19 protein-coding genes are annotated in these 20203 nt (G+C 73.2%); 5 read left to right on the plus strand and 14 right to left on the minus strand.

Annotation, left to right across the window (positions count from 1 at the left end; genetic code table 11):
• Positions 1 to 1482 carry an amidase gene (locus ACFWZH_RS26615; RefSeq protein WP_384436175.1) on the plus strand — a complete coding sequence of 494 codons (1482 nt, stop codon included), beginning with the start codon at positions 1 to 3 and terminating at the stop codon, positions 1480 to 1482.
• A gap of 15 nt (positions 1483 to 1497) precedes the next feature.
• On the opposite strand, the gene ACFWZH_RS26620 is transcribed toward ACFWZH_RS26615, so the two are convergent.
• The 3 genes from ACFWZH_RS26620 to ACFWZH_RS26630 form a co-directional block, all read right to left on the minus strand.
• Positions 1498 to 2052 (minus strand): isochorismatase family protein, encoded by a 555-nt coding sequence (locus ACFWZH_RS26620; RefSeq protein ID WP_384436178.1) that lies wholly within the window; start codon positions 2050 to 2052, stop codon positions 1498 to 1500.
• A 136-nt stretch (positions 2053 to 2188) separates the two neighbouring features.
• Positions 2189 to 3673, minus strand: a complete 1485-nt coding sequence (locus tag ACFWZH_RS26625) for an MFS transporter (RefSeq protein ID WP_384436180.1) — start codon at positions 3671 to 3673, stop codon at positions 2189 to 2191.
• Positions 3670 to 4101 carry a MarR family winged helix-turn-helix transcriptional regulator gene (locus tag ACFWZH_RS26630; RefSeq protein WP_384436182.1) on the minus strand — a complete coding sequence of 144 codons (432 nt, stop codon included), beginning with the start codon at positions 4099 to 4101 and terminating at the stop codon, positions 3670 to 3672. The genes ACFWZH_RS26625 and ACFWZH_RS26630 overlap by 4 nt, the downstream gene beginning before the upstream one ends.
• Positions 4102 to 4283: 182 nt before the next feature.
• Here ACFWZH_RS26630 and ACFWZH_RS26635 point away from each other — a divergent pair, with 182 nt between their 5' ends.
• A complete protein-coding gene (locus ACFWZH_RS26635; protein ID WP_384436185.1) occupies positions 4284 to 5126 on the plus strand; it encodes a nitrilase-related carbon-nitrogen hydrolase in 843 nt (280 codons plus the stop codon).
• A complete protein-coding gene (locus ACFWZH_RS26640) occupies positions 5123 to 6445 on the plus strand; it encodes an aspartate aminotransferase family protein (RefSeq protein ID WP_384436187.1) in 1323 nt (440 codons plus the stop codon). The genes ACFWZH_RS26635 and ACFWZH_RS26640 overlap by 4 nt, the downstream gene beginning before the upstream one ends.
• A gap of 206 nt (positions 6446 to 6651) precedes the next feature.
• Here ACFWZH_RS26640 and ACFWZH_RS26645 read toward each other — a convergent pair whose 3' ends face one another.
• The gene (locus ACFWZH_RS26645) at positions 6652 to 7536 is read right to left on the minus strand and encodes an ABC transporter substrate-binding protein (RefSeq protein ID WP_384436190.1); all 885 of its coding nucleotides are present in this window, start codon (positions 7534 to 7536) and stop codon (positions 6652 to 6654) included.
• A gap of 323 nt (positions 7537 to 7859) precedes the next feature.
• Here ACFWZH_RS26645 and hydA point away from each other — a divergent pair, with 323 nt between their 5' ends.
• Entirely contained in the window at positions 7860 to 9269 is a 1410-nt protein-coding gene (gene hydA / locus ACFWZH_RS26650; protein ID WP_384436193.1) for a dihydropyrimidinase, read from the plus strand.
• An 11-nt stretch (positions 9270 to 9280) separates the two neighbouring features.
• On the plus strand, positions 9281 to 10282 hold the full coding sequence (locus ACFWZH_RS26655; RefSeq protein WP_384436195.1) for a TIGR03842 family LLM class F420-dependent oxidoreductase: 1002 nt from the start codon (positions 9281 to 9283) through the stop codon (positions 10280 to 10282).
• A 189-nt stretch (positions 10283 to 10471) separates the two neighbouring features.
• Here ACFWZH_RS26655 and ACFWZH_RS26660 read toward each other — a convergent pair whose 3' ends face one another.
• The 10 genes from ACFWZH_RS26660 to ACFWZH_RS26705 form a co-directional block, all read right to left on the minus strand.
• The gene (locus ACFWZH_RS26660; RefSeq protein ID WP_384436197.1) at positions 10472 to 11218 is read right to left on the minus strand and encodes a hypothetical protein; all 747 of its coding nucleotides are present in this window, start codon (positions 11216 to 11218) and stop codon (positions 10472 to 10474) included.
• 187 nt (positions 11219 to 11405) lie between these two features.
• The gene (locus ACFWZH_RS26665) at positions 11406 to 12269 is read right to left on the minus strand and encodes a class I SAM-dependent methyltransferase (RefSeq protein WP_384436200.1); all 864 of its coding nucleotides are present in this window, start codon (positions 12267 to 12269) and stop codon (positions 11406 to 11408) included.
• Positions 12263 to 13054 carry an alpha/beta fold hydrolase gene (locus ACFWZH_RS26670; protein ID WP_384436203.1) on the minus strand — a complete coding sequence of 264 codons (792 nt, stop codon included), beginning with the start codon at positions 13052 to 13054 and terminating at the stop codon, positions 12263 to 12265. Before ACFWZH_RS26670 ends, ACFWZH_RS26665 begins: the two co-directional genes overlap by 7 nt.
• Positions 13051 to 13704 carry a LysR substrate-binding domain-containing protein gene (locus ACFWZH_RS26675; RefSeq protein ID WP_384436206.1) on the minus strand — a complete coding sequence of 218 codons (654 nt, stop codon included), beginning with the start codon at positions 13702 to 13704 and terminating at the stop codon, positions 13051 to 13053. Before ACFWZH_RS26675 ends, ACFWZH_RS26670 begins: the two co-directional genes overlap by 4 nt.
• Complete coding sequence (locus tag ACFWZH_RS26680; protein ID WP_384436208.1) at positions 13688 to 14446, minus strand: DUF6182 family protein; 759 nt, start codon at positions 14444 to 14446, stop codon at positions 13688 to 13690. Before ACFWZH_RS26680 ends, ACFWZH_RS26675 begins: the two co-directional genes overlap by 17 nt.
• Positions 14443 to 15570, minus strand: a complete 1128-nt coding sequence (locus ACFWZH_RS26685) for a hypothetical protein (RefSeq protein ID WP_384436211.1) — start codon at positions 15568 to 15570, stop codon at positions 14443 to 14445. The genes ACFWZH_RS26680 and ACFWZH_RS26685 overlap by 4 nt, the downstream gene beginning before the upstream one ends.
• Positions 15567 to 17024, minus strand: a complete 1458-nt coding sequence (locus ACFWZH_RS26690) for an FAD-dependent oxidoreductase (RefSeq protein ID WP_384436214.1) — start codon at positions 17022 to 17024, stop codon at positions 15567 to 15569. Before ACFWZH_RS26690 ends, ACFWZH_RS26685 begins: the two co-directional genes overlap by 4 nt.
• Complete coding sequence (locus ACFWZH_RS26695) at positions 17021 to 17878, minus strand: class I SAM-dependent methyltransferase (RefSeq protein ID WP_384436217.1); 858 nt, start codon at positions 17876 to 17878, stop codon at positions 17021 to 17023. The genes ACFWZH_RS26690 and ACFWZH_RS26695 overlap by 4 nt, the downstream gene beginning before the upstream one ends.
• On the minus strand, positions 17875 to 19572 hold the full coding sequence (locus tag ACFWZH_RS26700) for a GH3 auxin-responsive promoter family protein (RefSeq protein WP_384436220.1): 1698 nt from the start codon (positions 19570 to 19572) through the stop codon (positions 17875 to 17877). The genes ACFWZH_RS26695 and ACFWZH_RS26700 overlap by 4 nt, the downstream gene beginning before the upstream one ends.
• Complete coding sequence (locus tag ACFWZH_RS26705; RefSeq protein WP_384436223.1) at positions 19569 to 20198, minus strand: hypothetical protein; 630 nt, start codon at positions 20196 to 20198, stop codon at positions 19569 to 19571. Before ACFWZH_RS26705 ends, ACFWZH_RS26700 begins: the two co-directional genes overlap by 4 nt.
• Positions 20199 to 20203 lie beyond the last annotated feature (5 nt).

Below are 20203 nucleotides of genomic sequence, written 5' to 3' on the forward strand. Positions count from 1 at the left end.
GTGAGCGTTGACGAGAGCCAGGACAGGGATCCCGGGCCGGCCCCGGCACGGGACGTCGGAGCCGGTGAGTGGGAGGGCCTGGCCGAGCAGGCGCGGGCGCTGGCCCAAGGCCGGGTCACCTCGACCATGTTGGTGCGGCGGTCACTGGAGCGCATCGCGGCCACCCAGGACACCGTCAACGCCTTCAAGCGGGTACGGGCCGAGGCGGCGATGACGGAGGCCGCCGAGGCGGACCGCCGGCTGGCGGCGGGGGAGCGGCTGCCGCTGCTTGGGGTGCCGGTCGCGGTCAAGGACGACACCGATGTGGCGGGCGAGCCCACCGCGTTCGGCTGCGCCGGCGCGTTCCCGGTCAAGGAACGCGACGCCGAGGTCGTCCGGCGGCTGCGCGCGGCCGGCGCGATCATCGTCGGCAAGACCAACGCCTGCGAGCTGGGGCAGTGGCCGTTCACCGAGGGCCCGGCCTTCGGCGACACCCGCAACCCGTGGAACCTCGCCCACACTCCGGGCGGCTCGTCCGGCGGCTCGGCGGCCGCGGTCGCGGCGGGGCTGGTGCCCGCCGCGCTCGGCACGGACGGCGCCGGCTCGGTCCGGATCCCCGCCGCCTGGTCCCATCTCGTCGGCATCAAACCCCAGCGCGGCCGCATCTCCACCTGGCCGGAGGCCGAGTCCTTCCAGGGGATCACCGGCATCGGCCCGCTGGCCCGCACGGTCGAGGACGCGGCGCTGCTGCTGGACGTGGCCAGCGGCAACCACGCCGGGGATCTGCACCGGCCGCCCGCCATCGCGGCGCGGCAGGCGGCCGGCCGCGACCCGGGGCGGCTGCGGATCGCGCTGTCCTGGAAGCCGGCCACGACGTTCACGGCCAAGCCGCTGCATCCCGACGTACGCGCCGCGGTGACCGGCGTGGCCCGCACGCTGGCCCGCCTCGGCCACTTCGTCGAGGAGGCGGAGCCCGACTACGGGCTGGTCGGGCTGGCCTTCGTCCCGCGGGCCACCGCCGGGCTGGGGGAGTGGGCGGCCCGGGTGCCCGACCGCAGCCTGCTGGACCGCCGTACGCGGGGCGCGGCGCGGATGGGGCGGCTGCTCGGCGGGCCGGTGCTCCGTCGGGCCCGTTTGGTGGAGAAGCGCCAACAGCAGCGCATCGGCGCCCTGTTCGGCCCCTACGACGTGCTGCTGACGCCGACCACCGCCACGCCGCCGCCGCGGATCGGCACACTGGCCAAGCTCAACGGCTGGCGTACCGATCAGGCCATGATCGCCGCCTGCCCGTACGCCTGGCCGTGGAACGTCCTCGGCTGGCCGGGCGTGAGCGTGCCCGCCGGCTTCAGCGCCGACGGCCTGCCGCTGGGTGCCCAACTCCTGGGCCCGGCCCACGGGGAGCCACGGCTGATCTCGCTGGCCGCCCAGCTCCAGGACGATCTGCGCTGGCACGAGCGGCGCCCGGCCGGACACCCGGCGCCGCTCGACGGCCTACGGCGCTGAGGCCGGCGCGTCGCCTCAGCCGAGGAGCTTGATGATCGTCTCGGTCGTGTCGGTCTCGCCGAGCCGCGGGAAGATCTTCTCCAGGCTGTGGCGGTGCGCCGCCTCGTCCAGGTCGGTCACCGCGTCGGTGGCGATCGTGACGTGGTAGCCGTGCTCGTGCGCGGCGCGGGCGCTGGACTCCACGCCGATGCTGGTGGCGATGCCGGCGAGGACGATCTGGGTCACGCCGCGCCGGCGCAGCTCCAGATCCAGGTTCGTGCCGTAGAAGGCGCCCCACTGCTGCTTGGTGACGGTGATGTCGCCGGGCTGCCGGCCGAGCTCGGGCACCAGCTCGGCCCAGTCGGCGGGCGGGGTGCCGCCGCGCAGGGCGGACTCCGTACGGCCCGGTGCGCCGCCCGTGACGTTCACCAGGACGACGGGCAGCGCGCGGGCGCGGAACGCGGCGGCCAGCCGGGCGCCGCGCTCGACGACCTCGGCGGAGGGCAGCGGAGCGGTGGGCAGACCGGCGATGCCCTTTTGAAGGTCGATCAGGACCAGGGCGGTGCGGGGGTCGAGGGCGGTGGCGGGCATGGGGGCTCCCTGTCGTGGTGAGGAGTGCGGAGGTGTGGTGACGAGTGCAGAGGTGTGTGACGAGTGCAGCGGAGAGGCGGTGTGCGGGGGAAGTGCGGTGGTGCGCGGAGGGTGAGCGGTCCGGGGGTGCGCGGGCCTATGGCCGGTGGCCGGGGCGCAGGGCGCGGTCGGCGAGGGTCAGGGCGAGCAGCGGCAGCGCCAGTGCGATGCCGATCAGGGCGATCTCGTGCAGACCGGAGTCCGAGGCGCGCGGCCCGTACAAAAGCCCGATCAGACCGGCGGCGGTGATCGCGCCGAGGTACTGGGCGGTGCGCTGCAGCCCGGCGGCCGCGCCCACGCCGTCGGCCGGCGCCTGGGCGTAGACGGCGGCCTGGTTGCCGGTGGACGCCAGGCCCTGGGGGATGCCGATGAGCGCTCCGGCACACAGCAGCGCGAGCAGCGGACTGCTGCCCGCGAGCAGCAGGAGGACCGCACTGCCGGCGGCCAGACACCCCGCGGCGACGGTCAGCGGGGCGCGGACGCCCTTCGTCCGGGCGCCGACCGGCGAGCAGCACGCGGCCGCGACGGACATCGGCAGCATGACCAGCCCGGCGTGGAACGGCGAGTAGCCGTGCGCCTGCTCCAACCACTGGCTGAAGCCGTAGAGCACGCAGTAGACGACCAGATACGTCAGACCCTGCCGCAGGTAGGTGCGGACCAGCGCGCCGTTGCGGGCGAGCATCCGCAGGTCGATGAAGGGCTCCGGATGGCGCAGCTGCCACCACACCAGGACGGCGCCGAGTACGCCGGCGGGCGCCAGCAGCGGCCACGGCGGGTCCGCCAGTCCCAGCAGGAAGAACATCGTGCAGGTCAGCGCGCCGGCGAAGAGGGCGATGCCCAGCGGGTCGAGGGCGCCGACGCGGCCGGCTCCGTCGCGCCCGGCTCCGTCGCGCCCGGCGTCCGTCTCGACGCGGCCGGTGCTCCGGTCGGGCGGGAGCCAGGCGAGCGCGCCGGCGAGCGCGAGCAGCGCCAGCGGGACGTTGACCGCGAAGACCGCCCGCCAGCCCGCGGTCGCCGCCAGCAGCCCGCCGAGCGTGGGCCCGATGGCGGCGCTGCCCAGCGCGGCGAGCGAGAGCCGTCCGAGGACGTGGCGGGGGGTCGGCCGCCCCGTCCGGCGCGACTCGGCACGCAGCATCGCCAGCGCCGCGGGGTAGGCGGCCGCGGTGCCGATGCCGAGGACGACCCGGGAGACGATCAGCAGCGCGAAGTCGGGCGCGAGGGCGCCGATGAGGCCCGCGGCGCAGACGGCCGACGCACCGGCGACGAAGACCCGGCGCGGGCCGGCGCGGTCGGCCAGCCGCCCCATCGCCGGCTGGCCCACCGCGCTGGCGAGGTACATCGCGGAGATCAGCCAGGCGGTGTCGGCGGCGCCGACGTGGAAGTCCCGCCCGATGGCCACCAGGGCGGTGGCGATCATCGTCGAGTTGACGGGGTTCAGCAGCGAGCCGAGCAGCAGCGGCGTCATCAGACGGGCGCCGAAGGCGCGGCCGGGAGCGGCGGGCCGGTCCGGACCGTCCGGGCCTTCCGGTGCGGCAGGCGCCGTCCGGGGTGTGGCCGCTGCCGCGGCAGCCGGGTCGCTCATTGCGGCATCAGCCGCCGGATCAGCGCGGTCGCCGCCGCCAGGGTCCGCTGCTCCTCGGCGCTGAGCCGTTCGGCGATGGCCACCGCGAGCCAGTTCTGCTTGGCCTGCCGTACGGCGGCGAGCATCCGGCGGCCCTCGTCGGTGAGCGCGAAGACCACTTGGCGGCCGTCGGTCGGATGCGGGCTGCGGGCGAGTATCCCGTGCTCCTCCAGCGCGCCGACGGTCAGCCGCATGGACTGCGGACGCACCAGCTCGGCGCGGGCCAGCGCCGCGATGGTGGCCGGTCCGTCGGTGTCGATCCGGGAGATCACCGAGCGCTGGGTCGGTGTCAGTTCGCCCTGCGGCGAGGCGGCGCGCAGATGGCGCATCAGCTGTGCGACGGTCGCGCCCAGATCCGTCGCCAGGCGTTCCTGGTCCTTTTCCGGCATATCTCCACCGTAGATATCGACAGGCAAACTTGCAAGTTTGCCTGTCGTGATCGTGGTGGAACCCTGGGCGCGCCACGGGGGAGATGGTCTTGCCACGGTGCGTGACGGGGCTTACGGTCACCTCCACACGCGTAGATCCCCCGCGTGGGCTGCAGGCAGACGCATCGACAAAGGAGCAGCTCATGGCCGATGTTGTGCGTGCCGCACTGGTTCAGGCGACCTGGACCGGCGACACCGAATCGATGATCGCGAAGCACGAGGAGTACGCCAGAGCGGCGGCCGCGCAGGGCGCGCAGGTGATCGGGTTCCAGGAGGTCTTCAACGCTCCGTACTTCTGCCAGGTCCAGGACCCGGAGCACTACCGCTGGGCCGAGCCGGTGCCCGACGGCCCGACCGTACGCCGGATGCAGGACCTCGCCCGTGAGACCGGCATGGTCGTCGTCGTACCGGTCTTCGAGATCGAGCAGCCCGGCTTCTACTACAACACCGCGGCCGTCATCGACGCCGACGGCACGGTCCTGGGCAGCTACCGCAAGCATCACATCCCGCAGGTCAAGGGCTTCTGGGAGAAGTACTACTTCAAACCGGGGAACCTCGGCTGGCCGGTCTTCGACACCGCCGTCGGCAAGATCGGGGTCTACATCTGCTACGACCGCCACTTCCCGGAAGGCTGGCGGCAGTTGGGCCTCAACGGCGCCCAGCTGGTCTACAACCCCTCCGCCACCCACCGCGGGCTGTCGGCCTACCTGTGGAAACTGGAGCAGCCCGCGGCCGCCGTCGCCAACGAGTACTTCATCGCGGCGATCAACCGGGTCGGCGTCGAGGAGTACGGCGACAACGACTTCTACGGCACCAGCTACTTCGTCGACCCGCGCGGCCAGTTCGTCGGCGAGGTCGCCAGCGACACCAAGGAGGAACTCCTCGTCCGCGACCTCGACTTCACGCTGATCGACGAGGTCCGCCAGCAGTGGGCGTTCTACCGCGACCGCCGCCCCGACGCCTACGACGGGCTGGTGCGGCCATGACCCGGACCCCCCAGGACACCGCGGACCTGTACGCCCGCCACCAGGCCGTCCTGCCCTCCTGGCTCAGCCTCTACTACGAGCGGCCCATCGAACTCACCCACGGCGAGGGCCGGTACGTCTGGGACGCCGAGGGCAACCGCTACCTCGACTTCTTCGGCGGCATCCTCACCACGATGACGGCGCACGCGCTGCCCGAGGTGACCAAGGCCGTCAGCGAACAGGCCGGCCGCATCATCCACACCTCGACGCTCTACCTCTCCCGGCCCATGGTCGAGCTGGCGGAGCGGATCGCCGCGCTCTCCGGCATCCCCGACGCCCGGGTCTTCTTCACCACCTCCGGGACGGAGGCCAACGACACCGCCCTGCTGCTGGCCACCACGCACCGCCGCTCCAACCAGGTCCTGGCGATGCGCAACAGCTACCACGGCCGCTCCTTCTCGGCCGTCGGCATCACCGGCAACACCAGCTGGTCGCCGACCAGCCTCTCGCCGCTCCAGACGCTCTACGTACACGGCGGGGTGCGCAGCCGAGGCCCGTACGCGGAGCTCGGCGACGCCGCCTACATCGCGGCCTGCGTCGCCGACCTGGAGGACATGCTCCAGCAGACCGCGGGCGGCGTCGCCGCGCTGATCGCCGAACCGATCCAGGGCATCGGCGGCTTCACCCTGCCGCCGGACGGCCTCTACGCCGCCTTCCGGGAGGTGCTCGCACGGCACGGCATCCTCTGGATCAGCGACGAGGTGCAGACCGGCTGGGGCCGCACCGGTGACCACTTCTGGGGCTGGCAGGCGCACGACGCGAGCGGACCGCCGGACCTGCTCACCTTCGCCAAGGGCATCGGCAACGGCATGTCCATCGGCGGAGTGGTGGCCCGAGCCGAGGTGATGAACTCGCTCACCGCGAACTCCATCTCCACCTTCGGCGGCAGCCCCGTCACCATGGCCGCCGGCCTCGCCAACCTCAACTACCTCCTCGAACACGACCTCCAGGGCAACGCCCGGCGGGTCGGCGGACTGCTCATCGAGCGGCTGCGGGCGGTGACGGCCGGTCTCGACGTCGTACGCGAGGTGCGCGGCCGCGGCCTGATGATCGGCGTCGAACTGATCCGTCCCGGCACCGACGAGCGCTCGCCGGAGGCCGCGTCGCTGGTCGTGGAGGCCGCCCGCGAGCGTGGTCTGCTGCTCGGCAAGGGCGGCCAGGGCGGGGCCTCACTGCGGATCGCGCCCCCGATGACGCTGACCGTCGCGGAGGCGGAAGAGGGCGCCGAGCTGCTCGCGGAGGCGCTGCACACGGCGCAGGCGACGCTCACCGGGGCGTAGCCGGCGGCCCGGGACGCGCGGGCGGGGCGGTCGTCGCCGCTCCGCCTGACGGGTGTGCGCCCGGGGCGGGGCGGGGGGCTTCGTGGCGGAAATCCGAGGTGGGGGGTGGCGTCGAAGCGGGTGTTCGGATGAGGTGGATGGCGTGGATGGGATGGGTGACGTGCCGTCAGTAACCTTCGCTGGGAGGCCGTTGAGGTGCCCGACCGTCAGCCGCGTGCCGCGGCCTCGCGCACCGTGTCGGCGACCAGCGTGAAGAACCGGGTGTGCGCCCGGCGGCTGCACGGGGCCTCCGGGTTCCACGGCAGCAGCCGCGCCCCGGCCTCGATCGCCCGCCAGTGCTCGTCGGCCCGCAGCTCCTCGGGCCGGGCGGCGTTCGCCCGTACGTCCATGAGCACGATGTCCGGGGCCAGCGCCGCGGCCTCCGCCCAGCCGACCGTGGACCAGTTCACACCGGCGCCCGCCGCCGGCTCCAGCAGGCCGACGCCGTGCTCGGTCAGCGCCCGCAGATCCGGCCAGGAGCTGGGCCGGGCCAGGTGCACCCGCTCCGGCCCAGCGGGCGACAGCGCCAGCACCCGGGGCCGTACCGCGCCCCCGGTCGCCTGCCGCAGGGCGTCCTCCGCGGCGTCCAACTCCCGTGCCGCGCCGAGGGGTTCGCCCCGGCCCAGCGATCCGGCCAGGGCCGCGAACCGCTCGCGCACCTCGGCCAGGCTCCGGCCCGGGCCGACCGCGACCGTGGCGAGCGGGACATGCGCCTCCAGCTCCAGCGCGGTCTTCTGCTCCAGCCCGTAGACCTGCACTCCGTCGTAGGTCACCGCCACCACGAGGTCCGGCTCCGCCTCCAGCAGGGAGTCGGGGTGCAGCGCGCCGCCCGAGCCGAGGTAGGGGATCTCCGACAGCGGCAGTTCGCCGCTCTTGGCGGGGTCGGGGGCGGCGCCGTCGTGCTGGGACCCGAAGAGCCCCACGGGGCGTATGCCGTGGTCCCACATCGTGGCCCCCGCCTGTATGTACGCGACGATTCGTAACGGCCGGCTCCCGGCCACCACCAGGCGCCCCCGGTCGTCGGAGAATTCCCACGGCGTGTTCCGCTCCATGACCTGCTGCCTTTCTGTATCGTTCCTGAGTCGTCCTGTCGTCCGTCCTGATGCTGTCCTGTTGTTCGTCGATGACGAATCGGCGCCCGCAGGGATTGCCCGCCGGCGTCGGCGGATACCTGCCCATCCGGCCACCTCCGCACCCCTCCGGCGCGGCCCCCGCGTTGCACCGGCCGACTGATCGTCGGCGCAACACGAACGTCCTCGGCGATCTGCGGTCACGGTCTTGCCACGGTGGGTGACATGCTTCTACGGTGTCTCCTTCTCGACCGGAATCTACGGGTGTAGACCAGCTGTGACGTGGCGTCAGGTAGGGAGCTGAGATGGTGAGCCGTACGGTCGTACAGGGCGGACTGGTGATCACCGCCGCCGACGAGATGCACGCCGATGTCCTGGTGGAGGACGGCCGGATCGCCGCGCTCGCCGCCCACGGCAGCCCGTCAGCCGACGGCTGGCGCCAGTCCGCGGACCGCGTCCTCGACGCCACCGGCAAGTACGTCATCCCAGGTGGCGTCGACGCCCACACCCACCTGGACTTCCCCTTCGGCGGGACGTTCTCCGCCGACAACTTCGAGACCGGCTCCCGCGCGGCCGCCTGGGGCGGCACCACCACCCTGATCGACTTCGCGGTGCAGTCCCGCGGCATGTCGCTGCGCGCCGGCCTGGACACCTGGCACGCCAAGTCCGATGCCCAGTGCGCCATCGACTACGCGTTCCACATGATCCTCTCGGACGTCAACGAGCACACCCTCAAGGAGATGGACCTCCTGGTGGCGGAGGGGGTCACGTCCTTCAAGCTGTTCACCGCCTACCCCGGTGTCTTCTACAGCGACGACGGACAGATCCTGCGCGCGATGCAACGCTCCGCCGGCAACGGCGGGTTGGTGATGATGCACGCAGAGAACGGCCTGGCCATCGACGTACTGGTCGAGCAGGCGCTGGCCGAGGGTCGGACCGACCCGCGTTACCACGGCGAGGTCCGCCATGTCCTGCTGGAGGCCGAGGCCACCCACCGCACCATCCAGCTCGCCCGGGTCGCCGGCGCCCCGCTGTACGTCGTCCACGTCTCCGCGGAGGAGGCCGTCGCCGAGATCGCCCAGGCCCGCGACAAGGGGCTCAACGTCTTCGGCGAGACCTGTCCGCAGTATCTGTTCCTGTCCACCGACAACCTCGCCGAGCCGGATTTCGAGGGCGCCAAGTACGTCTGCTCCACGCCGCTGCGGCCCCGCGAGCACCAGGCGGCGCTGTGGCGCGGGCTGCGCACCGACGACCTCCAGGTGGTCTCGACCGACCACTGCCCCTTCTGCTTCCGTGGGCAGAAGGAGCTCGGCCGCGGCGACTTCTCCAAGATCCCCAACGGGATGCCCGGTATCGAGAACCGGATGGACCTGCTGCACCAGGGCGTCGTGGAGGGCCGGATCAGCCGCCGGCGCTGGATCGACATCGCCTGCGCCGCCCCGGCCCGGATGTTCGGCCTCTACCCGAAGAAGGGCACCATCGCCCCCGGTGTCGACGCCGACCTCGTGCTGTACGACCCCACCGCCGAGCAGACCCTCTCCGCCGAGACCCACCACATGAACGTCGACTACTCGGCGTACGAGGGCAAACGGCTCACCGGGCGGGTGGAGACCGTGCTCTCGCGCGGCGAACTCGTCATCGACCGGCGGGAGTTCACCGGACGTGCCGGACACGGCCAGTACATCCCGCGTGGCACCTGCCAGTACCTCATCTAAGGAGCGCCGCCGTGGACTTCGGAGTTGTCCTGCAGGCCGACCCGCCCGCCTCCGCCGTCGTGGCCCTGATGCGCCGCGCCGAGCGCAACGGCTTCCGCTATGGCTGGACCTTCGACTCGGCCGTGCTGTGGCAGGAACCGTTCGTCATCTACAGCCGGGTGCTGGAGCACACCGAGCGGATGATCGTCGGCCCGATGGTCACCAACCCCTCCACCCGCACCCTCGAAGTCACCGCCTCCACCTTCGCCACCCTCAACGAGATGTACGGCAACCGCATGGTCTGCGGCATCGGCCGCGGCGACTCCGCGATGCGGGTGGCCGGCCGGCCGCCCAACACCCTCGCCCGGCTGGGCGAGGCGATCGGCGTCATCCGCGACCTGGCCGAGGGCCGGGAGGCGGAGGTCGGCGGCCACCGCATCAAGATCCCCTGGATCAAGGGCGGCCGGCTCCCGGTCTGGATGGCCGCATACGGCCCCAAGGCGCTCGCCATGGCGGGCCGGCTGGCCGACGGTTTCATCCTCCAGCTCGCCGACCCCTTCCTCACCGAGTGGATGATCAAAGCCGTACGGCAGGCCGCGGTGGACGCCGGACGCGACCCCGCCGCCATCACCATCTGCGTCGCCGCCCCCGCCTACGTGGGCGACGACCTCGGCCACGCCCGGGAGCAGTGCCGCTGGTTCGGCGGCATGGTCGGCAACCACGTCGCCGACCTCGTCGCCCGCTACGGCGAGCACTCCGACATGGTCCCCGAGGAGCTGACCGACTACATCAAGGCCCGCAAGGGCTACGACTACTCCCACCACGGCCGGGCGGACAACCCCGACACCGCCTTCGTGCCGGACGCCATCGTCGACCGCTTCTGCCTGCTGGGCCCGGCCGCCGCCCACATCGACAAGCTGCGGGCACTGCGGGAACTGGGCGTCGACCAGTTCGCGGTCTATGCCATGCACGACGCCAGGGAATCCACCATCGACGCCTACGGAGCGGACATCATCCCCGCGTTCGCCGACTGAACGGGCGTGGGTGCGGGTCGACCTCGTGCGCATGACGCTGAACTGAGCGAGACGGCCGGCGCAGGAGGCCAAGCCACCGGCAGCCCGGACGCGCGCCGGCGAGCAGGCCGGGCCTTTCGGAGCCCGGCCTGCCGCGGCAGAAGCATGCCGCGGAGGCGAGCAGTCATCGCTCACGCGGCAAGACACCCCCTAGGCCAGACTGAATGCCCGCACGCCCGACAGCAGCGGAACGAGTGCGTAACGGCCGTCCCCCGGGCCGCAGTTCGGTCGGCTGTCCGCGGTGGCGGCGATGTTCGTGCCCGCCAGGAAGCGTCCGTCCCTGCTCGGCACCACCGTCGAGAAGTGGTTGGCGGCCCCGCCCCAGTAGTACATGCACTGGTGCAGGTTCACGTAGCGCCCCGTGGTCAGGTCGAGCGTCTTGACTCCCGACAGGATGGGGACGAGTTGGTAGTTGCCGTCCCCGGCGCCGCAGTTCGGCCGGCTGTCCGCGGTGGTGGAGACGTTCGTTCCCGCCAGGAAGCGTCCGTCGCTGCTTGCCACCACCGTCGAGAAGTGGTTGGTGGTCGAGGCCGAGTAGTACATGCACTGGTGCACGTTCAGGTAGCGCCCGGCCCGCAGGTCGAGCGCCTTGACCCCGGACAGAATCGGCACGAGCCCGTAGTTGCCGTCCCCGGCGCCGCAGTTCGGCCGGCTGTCCGCGGTGGCCGAGACGTTCGTTCCCGCCAGGAAGCGTCCGTCGCTGCTCGGCACCACCGTGGTGAAGTGGTTGGTGGCCGAGGCCGAGTAGTACATGCACTGGTGCAGATTGAGGTACCGGGCGGCGACCTGCCCGGGGCCACGGGCGTGGGCCGTGCCCGGTGCGAGCAGCAGGGCTGCGGTGCTGAGGGTGGCCGCGAGGGCGGCCAGCCACGGCTTGAAGCGACCTTTTTGACGCACGATGTTCCCCCTCTCCCTTGCTCCTTCCGGTAAGGAGCGAGGGAAAGCAGAGCACGCAGCGGTGCGCAGGGAAGGACATCCGGCGTCCAATCCACCCAAAGGTGGGGAGTGCGCGCGGTTGCTGAGAGCGGTTCGGACCCGGTACGGGTGCCGAGGTCGTCGGGCCGTCGGGCCGTCGCCGGGCCGGTCAGAGGGTGCCCGTGGGCATGGGGGCGGTGCCGACGGCGATGACGTTTCCCTCGCTGATGTAGCCGAACGGGTCCCTCAGCGGGTTGGCCGCGCCGTCGGGGTCCAGGAACGCCTGCCAGTCGCCGGCGAGGCCGGCGTCGGTGGCCTGCTGGGCGATGCGGGCGCACGCGAGGCCGTAGAACCGCCGCACGGCCGGGGCCATGGGGGCGTAGTGCTCCATCACGACGGTGCGCTGCCGCACCCCCTGCAGTCCCGCCTCGGCCAGCCGGCGGTAGAGGTCGCGCGCCCGGAGCAGCTGGCGGGCGTACCCGGGGGCCCGCGCGGCCGCGCGGAAGAAGTCCGTGAACAGGAAGGGGTCGGCCGTCGGGCGCGCCGTGATCAGGCTCGCGTCGAGGTCCTTGACGGCGATGACCCCGCCCGGCCGGACGACCCGGCGGAACTCCCGCAGCGCCCTGAGCAGTTCATCGTCGTCCAGGTACTGGGTGGTGTTCGCGCACCAGACCGCGTCGAACGTCCCGTCCTTGTAGGGGAGGTCGAGGACGTCGCCCTGCCGGACGTCGACCGGAGGGGCGAAGGAGCCGTCCCGCGTCCGCTCGGCGGCCCGCGCGGCGTTCTCCTCGGCCAGGTCGATCGCCGACACGCGGCCGGCGGCCCCGACCCGGTCGGCCAGCAGGGGCAGGAAGGACCCGCTGCCGCAGCCCGCGTCCAGCACATGCCAGCCCGCCTCGATGCCCGCCTCGTCCAGGGCCTGGCGGTAGTACGGAGCGCAGGCCGCGAAGTGCGCCTCGACGACGTCGTTGCGGGTGAAACCCAGGCCGGTGGAGGAGGTGTAGCCCCAGGACCCGTGGTCGTCGCTCAGCATGCGTCCGCTCCCTTCCGCTCCGTCGCACCGACGGTGTCGAGCAGCTCCACGAGGGCGTCCGTGGTGCGCTGCGGGGCCTCCACCGGCGGCAGATGGCCGGCCCGTGGGACGGTGACGAGCCGTCCGTGCGGCAGCGCCGCGGCCAGCTGCCGCGCCTCGTCGGGGGAGACCAGCTCGTCCTCCTCGCCGGCGACGACTACGGCGGGCACCTCGGTCGTCCGCAGGTCGTCCAGGGCGCCCGGGCGGGCCGCGATGGCGCGCTGCGCCCAGGCGACGGCTTCCGGGGCCGCGGCCGCGGCCAGGGACACCACCCGCGCGACCGTGTCCGGCGCTTCGGTGCGGGTGGTGGCCCCGAGCAGCATCGGAGTGGTGCGGGCGACGAGCCGATCCCGCTGGGCATCGTCGAGGATCAGCTCGGCGAACCCCCTCCGCTGGGCGGCGCCCTCCGCGGTGTCCGCGGTCCCCCTGGTGGACAGCAGGCCCAGACCGAGGACGCGGGCGCGGTGGCGGCGCAGGAAGGCCATCGCCACATAGCCGCCCATGGAGCTGCCGACCACGACGGCGCGGGCCATTCCCCGCCGCTCCATTTGGTGGGCGAGGTCGTCGGCCACCAGGTCGAGCGAGGGCGGGTCCGCGCCCAGGGGTGTGCCACCGAAGCCGCGCTGGTCGAAGGTGAGTACCGGGTGCCCGCGCGCGCGGAGCCGGCGCGCCTGTGTGTCCCACATGGAGGAGTCGAGCGGGAGGGCGTGCAGCAGGACGACGGGGGGCCGGTTCGCAGGGGTCATCGTCGGGTGCTCCGTTCGACGTCGGTGATGAACTGCCTTACATGGATGGGTAGTTGCGCGTCGTTGCGCCAGGCGAGGGACACCGGGGCCGGGGGCAGGTCGTGGAGCGGGACGGCCCGGATGTGCGGGGGAAGGATGTCCTCGAGCGAGCGGAACGACGGGTGCACGGCGGTCGAGCGGGCGAGGAGGTCCACCATCCCTTCCACCGTGGTCATGGGATGGACCCGGCGGACCGGGCGGCCGCCGGGGGTGCGCGGCGGCACGACCTGGTCCCAGACGTACGGGGGGAAGTCGCCCGGGCAGCTGAAGGCGTCGTAGTCGGCGACCTCCTCGACCGACACCGTCGCCCGGGTCGCCAGGGGGTGGTGCGCGCCGAGGAGCAGGGCCCGGTCGTCGAAGAGCAGGGGTTCGCCGAAGGCGAGGTCCGGTTCCCGCAACGCGTATTTGACGAGCAGGACGTCCATCTCGCCGGCGCGCAGCGGCCCGAACGGGTCGGCCACGTCGTAGGGGACGAACTCCACGTCCCGCCGGTCGCGGCCGGCGGCGGCGACCAGCTCGGCGGCCGTCCGCGGTGAGCCGTGCACGCCGAGGCGGACGGGGCGGACGGGGTGGTCGGCGGCGCCGGCGCCGGCGTCATGGGGAAGGGGCAACGCGGGTCTCCTCGGTCAGTCCGGCGTACGCCTGGAGCGCGTCCGGATGGTGGGTGTCGGTGTCGATCCGCAGGGCCGCGAACGGCTCGCCGACCCCGGCCAGCCGCGGCACCGCCCGCACGGTCAGTCGGTCCCCGCCGGCGATCAGCCCGTCCATGACCGCCTCGGCGAGCAGATGGTTGAGTTGGACGAGCACCGTGGCGACGGTGGCCCTGGCCGTGGCGACGTACACGTCGCGGTGGGCCGGTGCCCGCCCGCCCGGGATCGCGCCCGGGACGTCGACGGTCGTCGGCCGCCAGGAGGTCAGCGGCTGCGGGCCGCTGAACGCCTTGAGCAGCCTGCGGAGGGCGGCCGTGGCGGCGTCCGGGGCGGGACGCGTCCAGGCGACCGCGCCGTCGTCGCCGATGTGGCCGAAGGCGAAGCGTTCCCGGAGGTTGTCGGGCCGCCCGGACAGGTAGACGGTGCGGGTGAACGAGCGCCGCCAGGCCGCGGTCTCCTCCGCCGGCAGGCCGAGCGCGAAGCGGCAGGTCTCCCGCACCCAGCTCCGCAGGTCGAAGCGGCTGACGACGCAGACGACCAGCGCCCCGTCGGAACCGTCCGGCCCGTCGAGGGCGGCGATCCGGGCCTTCGCCGCGCGCAGGGCCTGTGGACTGGACAGGTCCAGCTGCCCGGAGAGCTCGGGCCGGGCCGTACGCAGGCGCTGCGCGGCCATGCCGAGCAGGAGTTCGGGGGAGAGGGTCATAGGTACACCGTCGACAGGAGTGCGCGGTCGGGGGCGGGGCCCTTCTTGCCGAGCAGGGACGAGGTCAGCCGGTAGGGGTCGACGTAGGTGTGGTCGCGGCGGTGGCGGGCCAGGGCGGTCGGGACGTCGGGCGGGCCGTCGCTCCGCGCGGCCGCCGCCGACCGGTCGAGCAGCCGTTCGGCACGCAGCAGGCACTGTCGCAGGAGGTCGTGCCGGAACGACTGCGCCTGCCCCGGTCCCAGGGTCGCGACGAAGTACAGCCGCATGCCCAGGCGCCGTACCGCGGGTTCGTGGTCGTCGCCCATGGCCCGCAGCAGGGCGTCCACCGTGTAGGCGTGCCAGCCGCCGTGCCGGGCCGAGGTGATCTTCCCGTCGAGGGGTACCCGGCCGACCGGCACCCGGTGGACGGTCCGGCCCGGCCCGGCGAGCACCCGCTGCAACAGCTGGTAGTCGGGGTCGAGTTCGCGGTCGTAGAGCAGTACGACCTCGTCGTAGTGGGGGACCAGCGGCAGCAGTTCGCGCAGCGCGCAGGCCAGGTAGTTGGGGCGCCCGTCGGGGGAGACGATCTGGCGCAGCGGCAGGCCGAACCGCGTCGCGTCGAGGTAGACGGGGCCGCCGTAGTCCCGGTGGTCCAACCCCGTGCCCGCCGAGACCAGCCGGTCGATCGTCTCGTCCAGCCCGAGGCCGGGCGGCTGGTGCCGCTCCAGCCCCGGGTCGTGCAGCCCGAGCCGGGCGTAGTGGCCGGCCCACAGGCGCAGCACGCGCGCACTGGCGGGGTGTACCCAGCCGCCGCTCTCGACGGCCTCCTCGTAGGGGCGCAGGTCCTCGGCGGTGGGACGGCGGCCCTCGGCCCGGTAGCGGACGTAGAGCTCCCCGATCTGCTCCTCGGTGAGCGTGGTGTAGTCGGTGTCGCCACCGGTGCGGTCCAGGAACTCCCAGAAGCCCAGGGTCTGTTCGGTGGGGTGGTAGGTGGTGTGGCTGTAGCGGTAGGTCACGTCGGCCAGCTGTGCGGTGGCCCGGAACATCACATCGGTCCACAGCAGGCCCTTGAGGTGGCTGGGGGTGAGCGGCTTGGCGGGGGTGACGGTGATCGGCGCCAGGAGCACGGTCGGACGGCGGGTCACCGCTGGGCTCCTGGTCCGGTGGCCATGGCGTCCAAGAGTTCCTCCCGGGTCGGCGGCAGCGGCCCGGCCGGGCCGGCGAGGGGGCGGGCCCGGTGCACCCGCGCCCGGAAGTCGGCGTCGTCGAAGACCTCGGCGGGGGTGGAGAGCGTCATCAGCATGCGGGTGAGACCGCGCCACACGGTGGGGTCGCAGGCGGCCGCGGTCGCGATCGATGCCATCGACGGCCTGGCGGTGGTGTCGGTGGTGCCCTGTCGAGGCGGTGGCGCCCCTTCGGCCGCCGCCCGCCACAGCCCGATCCGCGCCAGGCCGTCCTGGGCCGCCTGTGCGTACCAGGGGCCGAAGAGCTCCTCGGCGAGGTGCGCGGCCCGCTCGCTCTGTGCCGTGCCGACGGCCGGGTCGGAGTCCAGCAGGTCCGCCAGCGCGAAGGCGTGGGCGAAGGCGAGGGACAGACCGCGTCCGTAGAGCGGGTCGGTGACACAGGCGGCGTCCGCGACCGGGAACAGCCCGGCCACCGGCTGCTGTCGGGCGGTGGCGGTGCCGCGCAGGATGTTCGGTGCGAAGGTGAGGGCGCGCACGGGGGTGAGCGGTACGGCGACCCCGTCGGCAAACCAGGGCCCCAGGTACGGGGACAGCCGGGCGACGGCGGTGAAGGCTTGTGGCGAGGGGAGCCCCCGTGTCGCCGGATCCCCGGTGGGCAGGCCCAGCGACACGGCGAACACGTCGCCGTCGGCGGGGTGCAGCACGGCGGCGTAGTGGCCGTAGATGCCGCCGGCCGCGTTGCCCCGGTTGAGCGGTCCGGGGCGCCCGGGGCCGGTCAACCGGTAGAAGCGCGTGACGACGCGCACCGCCGTCGGGCTGGTCAGATCCTCGGCCAGGGGGATGCCGGCGGCGTCGAGCCAGGACCGGGACGCGGCCTTGCGGCCGGAGGCGTCGACGACCACCTGGGCGGGGAGGTGCTCTCCCCGGTCGGTGACCACGCCGGCGACCGTGCGCCCGGACGGCGCCAGGAGCAGACCGCGGACCGTGGTTCCGTAGTCGATCTCGATCCCGGCGGTGTCGCGCACCGCGCGGTGCAGCACCAGCTCCAGCACGGGGCGGCGCATGGCGAGCGCGACCAGTTGGTCGTCGGCCGGCTCCCGGACACGGCCCGGTGCTGTACGGGGCGCGGCGGCCGTGAGGTCGAGGGTATGGCCGCCCTCCTCGCGCAGGGCGTCGAGCAGGCCCGGCAGGCGCTCGGCCAGCACCCGCATGCCGAGGGAGGTCAGGACGTGGGAGTGGTCGCTCTGCGGCACGGTGGGGCGTCGCCACCCCTCGGCGGCCTTGGCGGCCGGTCCCTCCGGCGGTGGGCCGGACCGCTCCAGGATCCGCACGCGGTAGCCGCGCTCGCGCAGTGCCAGTGCCGTGGCGAGGCCGGCGATTCCGGCCCCCGCGATGAGCACGGGGGGCGTGGTCAACGCCGCCGCCCGTGGACGAAGAACACCCGGCGGACGTCCCTGACGTCCCGCTCGGGCACCGGGTCCGGCCACCGGCCGAAGTCCGCCTCCGGCTCACCCGGCTGTACCGCGCGGACCTCGTACCCGTAGCGGTCGAAGAGCGCCTCGGGCTCGTCGCTGCCGAACAGCCAGGGGCAGCCCCACCCCGCGAAGACGTTCAGCAGCCCCTGCATGTGGGGCAGGGTGAGGGCCGCCGCGTTGACGATGTCGGCGGCGATGCGGCTGCCCGGCGCGGTGACGGCGGCGACCCGCTCCAGCATGCGGTGGGCGTCCGGCTCGGGGATGTAGTAGAGCAGCCCCTCCAGCAGCCAGGTGGACGGCAGGGCCGGGTCGTAGCCGGCCGCGACGAGACGGCTCTCCCAGTCGTCGGCGGTGAGGTCGACGGCGACGGTGCGGTGGGCGACCCGGGGCGCGACGCCCCGGAGCCGTTGCTCCTTGAACGCCAGCACGGCCGGCCGGTCGACCTCGAAGTAGCGGATGTGGTCGGGCCACGGCAGCCGGTAGGCCCGGGAGTCCATACCGGCCGGGGCCAGCACGATCTGGGTCATCTCCGCTTCCCGCGCGGCCTGTTGGAGGAAGTCGTCGAAGAACCGGGTGCGGATCGCGTTGTAGTCGGGGGTGCTGGGTAGGGTGCGCGGCCGGTCGGGTGGGAAGGTCGCGGCACGGACCTCGGCGAGCAGTCCCTCCCCCGCCTCGCCCACGAGCCGGGCGGCGTAGGGGTCCTCGTACAGCCGGTCCGTGCGGCGGGTCTCCGCGGCGCGCAGGGCCGCGGTGAGCAGAGCGGTGCGCTCCACGGCGTTCAGCAGGTCGGTCATGCCGGTTGTTCTCCGTCCGTCGTGGTGTGGGTCAGGCGCTGCCAGAGCGCGTCGTCCTGCCGGAACATCCGGTCCTTGACCTGGGTCGGGCGGATGCCGCCGGCCACGGCCGTGTGCCAGTCGCGGTGGAAGGCGTCGCGGTCGAGGTGGCGCAGGACGGGGGCGTCGAGCCGGCCGTCGGCCCGCGCCCGCGCGTAGTCCGCGGACTCCGCGGTGAGGCCCTGGTCGAGCAGCGCGGCGAAGCGTGCGTTCTCCGCCGCGCTCCAGGGCGTGGCGGCGGCCAGGGCGAAGGTGTAGCGCATCGCCGCGCCGGCCGACGCCGCCACGCGGCAGGCGACATTGCGCAGTCGCAGGCCGGTGGCCTCCAGCGCGCGGTGCAGCGCCCGCACGACCTGGGCGTCGCGCAGCCGCTCCCCGACCGCGTCGGATCGGGTGCTGCGGCCGGCGTACTCCAGCCGCGGTACCCCGCGCACCCGGTCGACGACGCGCACCACGTCACCGCCCGCGTAGCGGTACAGACCGCCGACGTGGCTGAAGACCACGTGGTAGTCACGGCCCGCCTCGAGTTCGTGCGGCAGCAGGGTCGCGGTGTCGGGCAGCAGGTCGTCGTCGGCGGGCACGAACTCGTAGACCGACGCGGACACCACCAGGCTCCCCGCCGAGCCGTGCCGGTCCAGCGCCACACCCGTCGGCCCCTCCGAAGCGGCCACCGGCGCCGGCAGCGCGGTGACGCCCACCCCGAACTCCTCCCGCAGCGCGGGCATGTAGAGCGACGCCACTCCGGTCGTCCAGCAGAACAGGGCACGCAGCCGCGGCCACACATGGGCCGGGCGGACCACGCCGAAGTACTCCGCCAGCCGCTCCAGTTCGCGGGCGCGCTCCGGGTCGGGAGCCCGGTGGGCCACCCCGCCCAGGGTGCCGTCGCGCACCTCCCGCACGATCCGGGGCCACCACAGGTTCAGCTGGTACGGGACGGCGGCGATCATCGCCGGGTTGATGCCGATCAGGCAGCGCACATCGCTCTGCACCGCGAGCCGGAGCCGCAGATACATCTTCTGGAGGTGGTCGTCGGGAGCGACGTCGACCGGGAGGGTCGCCCAGGGCGCTGCGGTGCCGGGTTCGGCCGAGAGCGGTTCGCCGAACGTCTCGCCGAAGTCCACCTGGCTGGCTCCCACATGCGGCCGCCCGTCCGCCGTGGTGGGCGGGGCGGCCAGCGGGTCGTGCTTGAGGTTGAGCACGGCGTCCGGCCGGCTCAGCACCTCCGGGAAGTGCTCCAGCAGCGGTGCCCAGGCCGCGTAGTAGAACGGGAAGAAGGTCGTGCGCATGAAGCGCCGGGTGACCGGGATCTTCTTGTGCGCTCCGGTGCTGCCGCTGCTGGTGAAGTACACGACGGCCGGGTCCGCCGACAGCACATCGGTCTCGCCCGCCGCCATGCGGTCGATGAAGGGGGCGTGCGCGGTGTAGTCCTGGAGGGGAACGGCCCGGCGGAACTCGTCGAGGGTCCGTATGCCGGCGAATCCGTGGCGCCTGCCGAACTCCGTTCCGGCGTTGAAGTCCAACAGGTCCTCAAGGACCCGCTGTTGCTCTAGCCGCATGTCGGCGAGCGACGCCGTCAGGCGGTCGCGCTCCTCGAACACCCGCGCCCGGTACCGTTCGGCGTGGCCCGGGGTGCCCCATGATCCAGCGGTGTTCACCGGGACAGCACCTCCAGCACCTTCTCCACGGTCCCCGCCACGCTGTCCTGCTCGTCGAGCATCTCCACCGGCAACTGCCGCACCTCTTCCAGCATCAGTTTCCGAAGTTGCCTCTGGTAGCTCTCGAAGCCGCCCCACACGGGGCGCGTTCCGAAGTACTCCAGGGGGTTGAGCCGCGCCCCGTTCGCGCTGCGCCGCCATGCGGACTCCGGCGCGACATCGAGGTAGAGGACCCCGCGCGGCTGCGGGAAGGACCGCCACCACGAGAACAGCGGACCGGCCCGCACACCGGCCAGCCGGCACTTCGCCAGGATCTTGTAGTAGTAGGAGTCCATCAGCAGCGGGGTGCCGGGGTCCTGGGCCGCCACCTGGTCCCGCAGATGAACCACGGCGGTCTGCAGCAGACTCGCCAGGAAGTCCGCCGAGTACGCGCCGCCCAGTTCGGGCAGCACGTCCTCGACCACATTGCGGCGCAACTGCGTGATCAGCGCGTACTTCTCGGCGGTGAGCTCGCGATCGGTGGACAGCGTCCGCCACGCCGGCGCCCGCTTGGCGACCTCCGCCAGGACCGACGACTTCCCGGCGCCGTCCGGCCCGAGCAGGACGAAGAACTGGTGATCCGTCACGGCGG

The organism is Streptomyces sp. NPDC059008, from assembly GCF_042749045.1.
GTDB lineage: Bacteria > Actinomycetota > Actinomycetes > Streptomycetales > Streptomycetaceae > Streptomyces.

Bases quoted from the DNA above. Each gene is read 5' to 3' on its own strand.
- hydA (WP_384436193.1), top strand. From the start codon at position 7,860: ATGGTGAGCCGTACGGTCGTACAGGGCGGACTGGTGATCACCGCCGCC.
- ACFWZH_RS26640 (WP_384436187.1), top strand. From the start codon at position 5,123: ATGACCCGGACCCCCCAGGACACCGCGGACCTGTACGCCCGCCACCAG.
- ACFWZH_RS26645 (WP_384436190.1), bottom strand. From the start codon at position 7,536: ATGGAGCGGAACACGCCGTGGGAATTCTCCGACGACCGGGGGCGCCTG.
- ACFWZH_RS26665 (WP_384436200.1), bottom strand. From the start codon at position 12,269: ATGCTGAGCGACGACCACGGGTCCTGGGGCTACACCTCCTCCACCGGC.
- ACFWZH_RS26625 (WP_384436180.1), bottom strand. From the start codon at position 3,673: ATGAGCGACCCGGCTGCCGCGGCAGCGGCCACACCCCGGACGGCGCCT.
- ACFWZH_RS26670 (WP_384436203.1), bottom strand. From the start codon at position 13,054: ATGACCCCTGCGAACCGGCCCCCCGTCGTCCTGCTGCACGCCCTCCCG.
- ACFWZH_RS26620 (WP_384436178.1), bottom strand. From the start codon at position 2,052: ATGCCCGCCACCGCCCTCGACCCCCGCACCGCCCTGGTCCTGATCGAC.
- ACFWZH_RS26635 (WP_384436185.1), top strand. From the start codon at position 4,284: ATGGCCGATGTTGTGCGTGCCGCACTGGTTCAGGCGACCTGGACCGGC.
- ACFWZH_RS26630 (WP_384436182.1), bottom strand. From the start codon at position 4,101: ATGCCGGAAAAGGACCAGGAACGCCTGGCGACGGATCTGGGCGCGACC.
- ACFWZH_RS26680 (WP_384436208.1), bottom strand. From the start codon at position 14,446: ATGACCCTCTCCCCCGAACTCCTGCTCGGCATGGCCGCGCAGCGCCTG.
- ACFWZH_RS26695 (WP_384436217.1), bottom strand. From the start codon at position 17,878: ATGACCGACCTGCTGAACGCCGTGGAGCGCACCGCTCTGCTCACCGCG.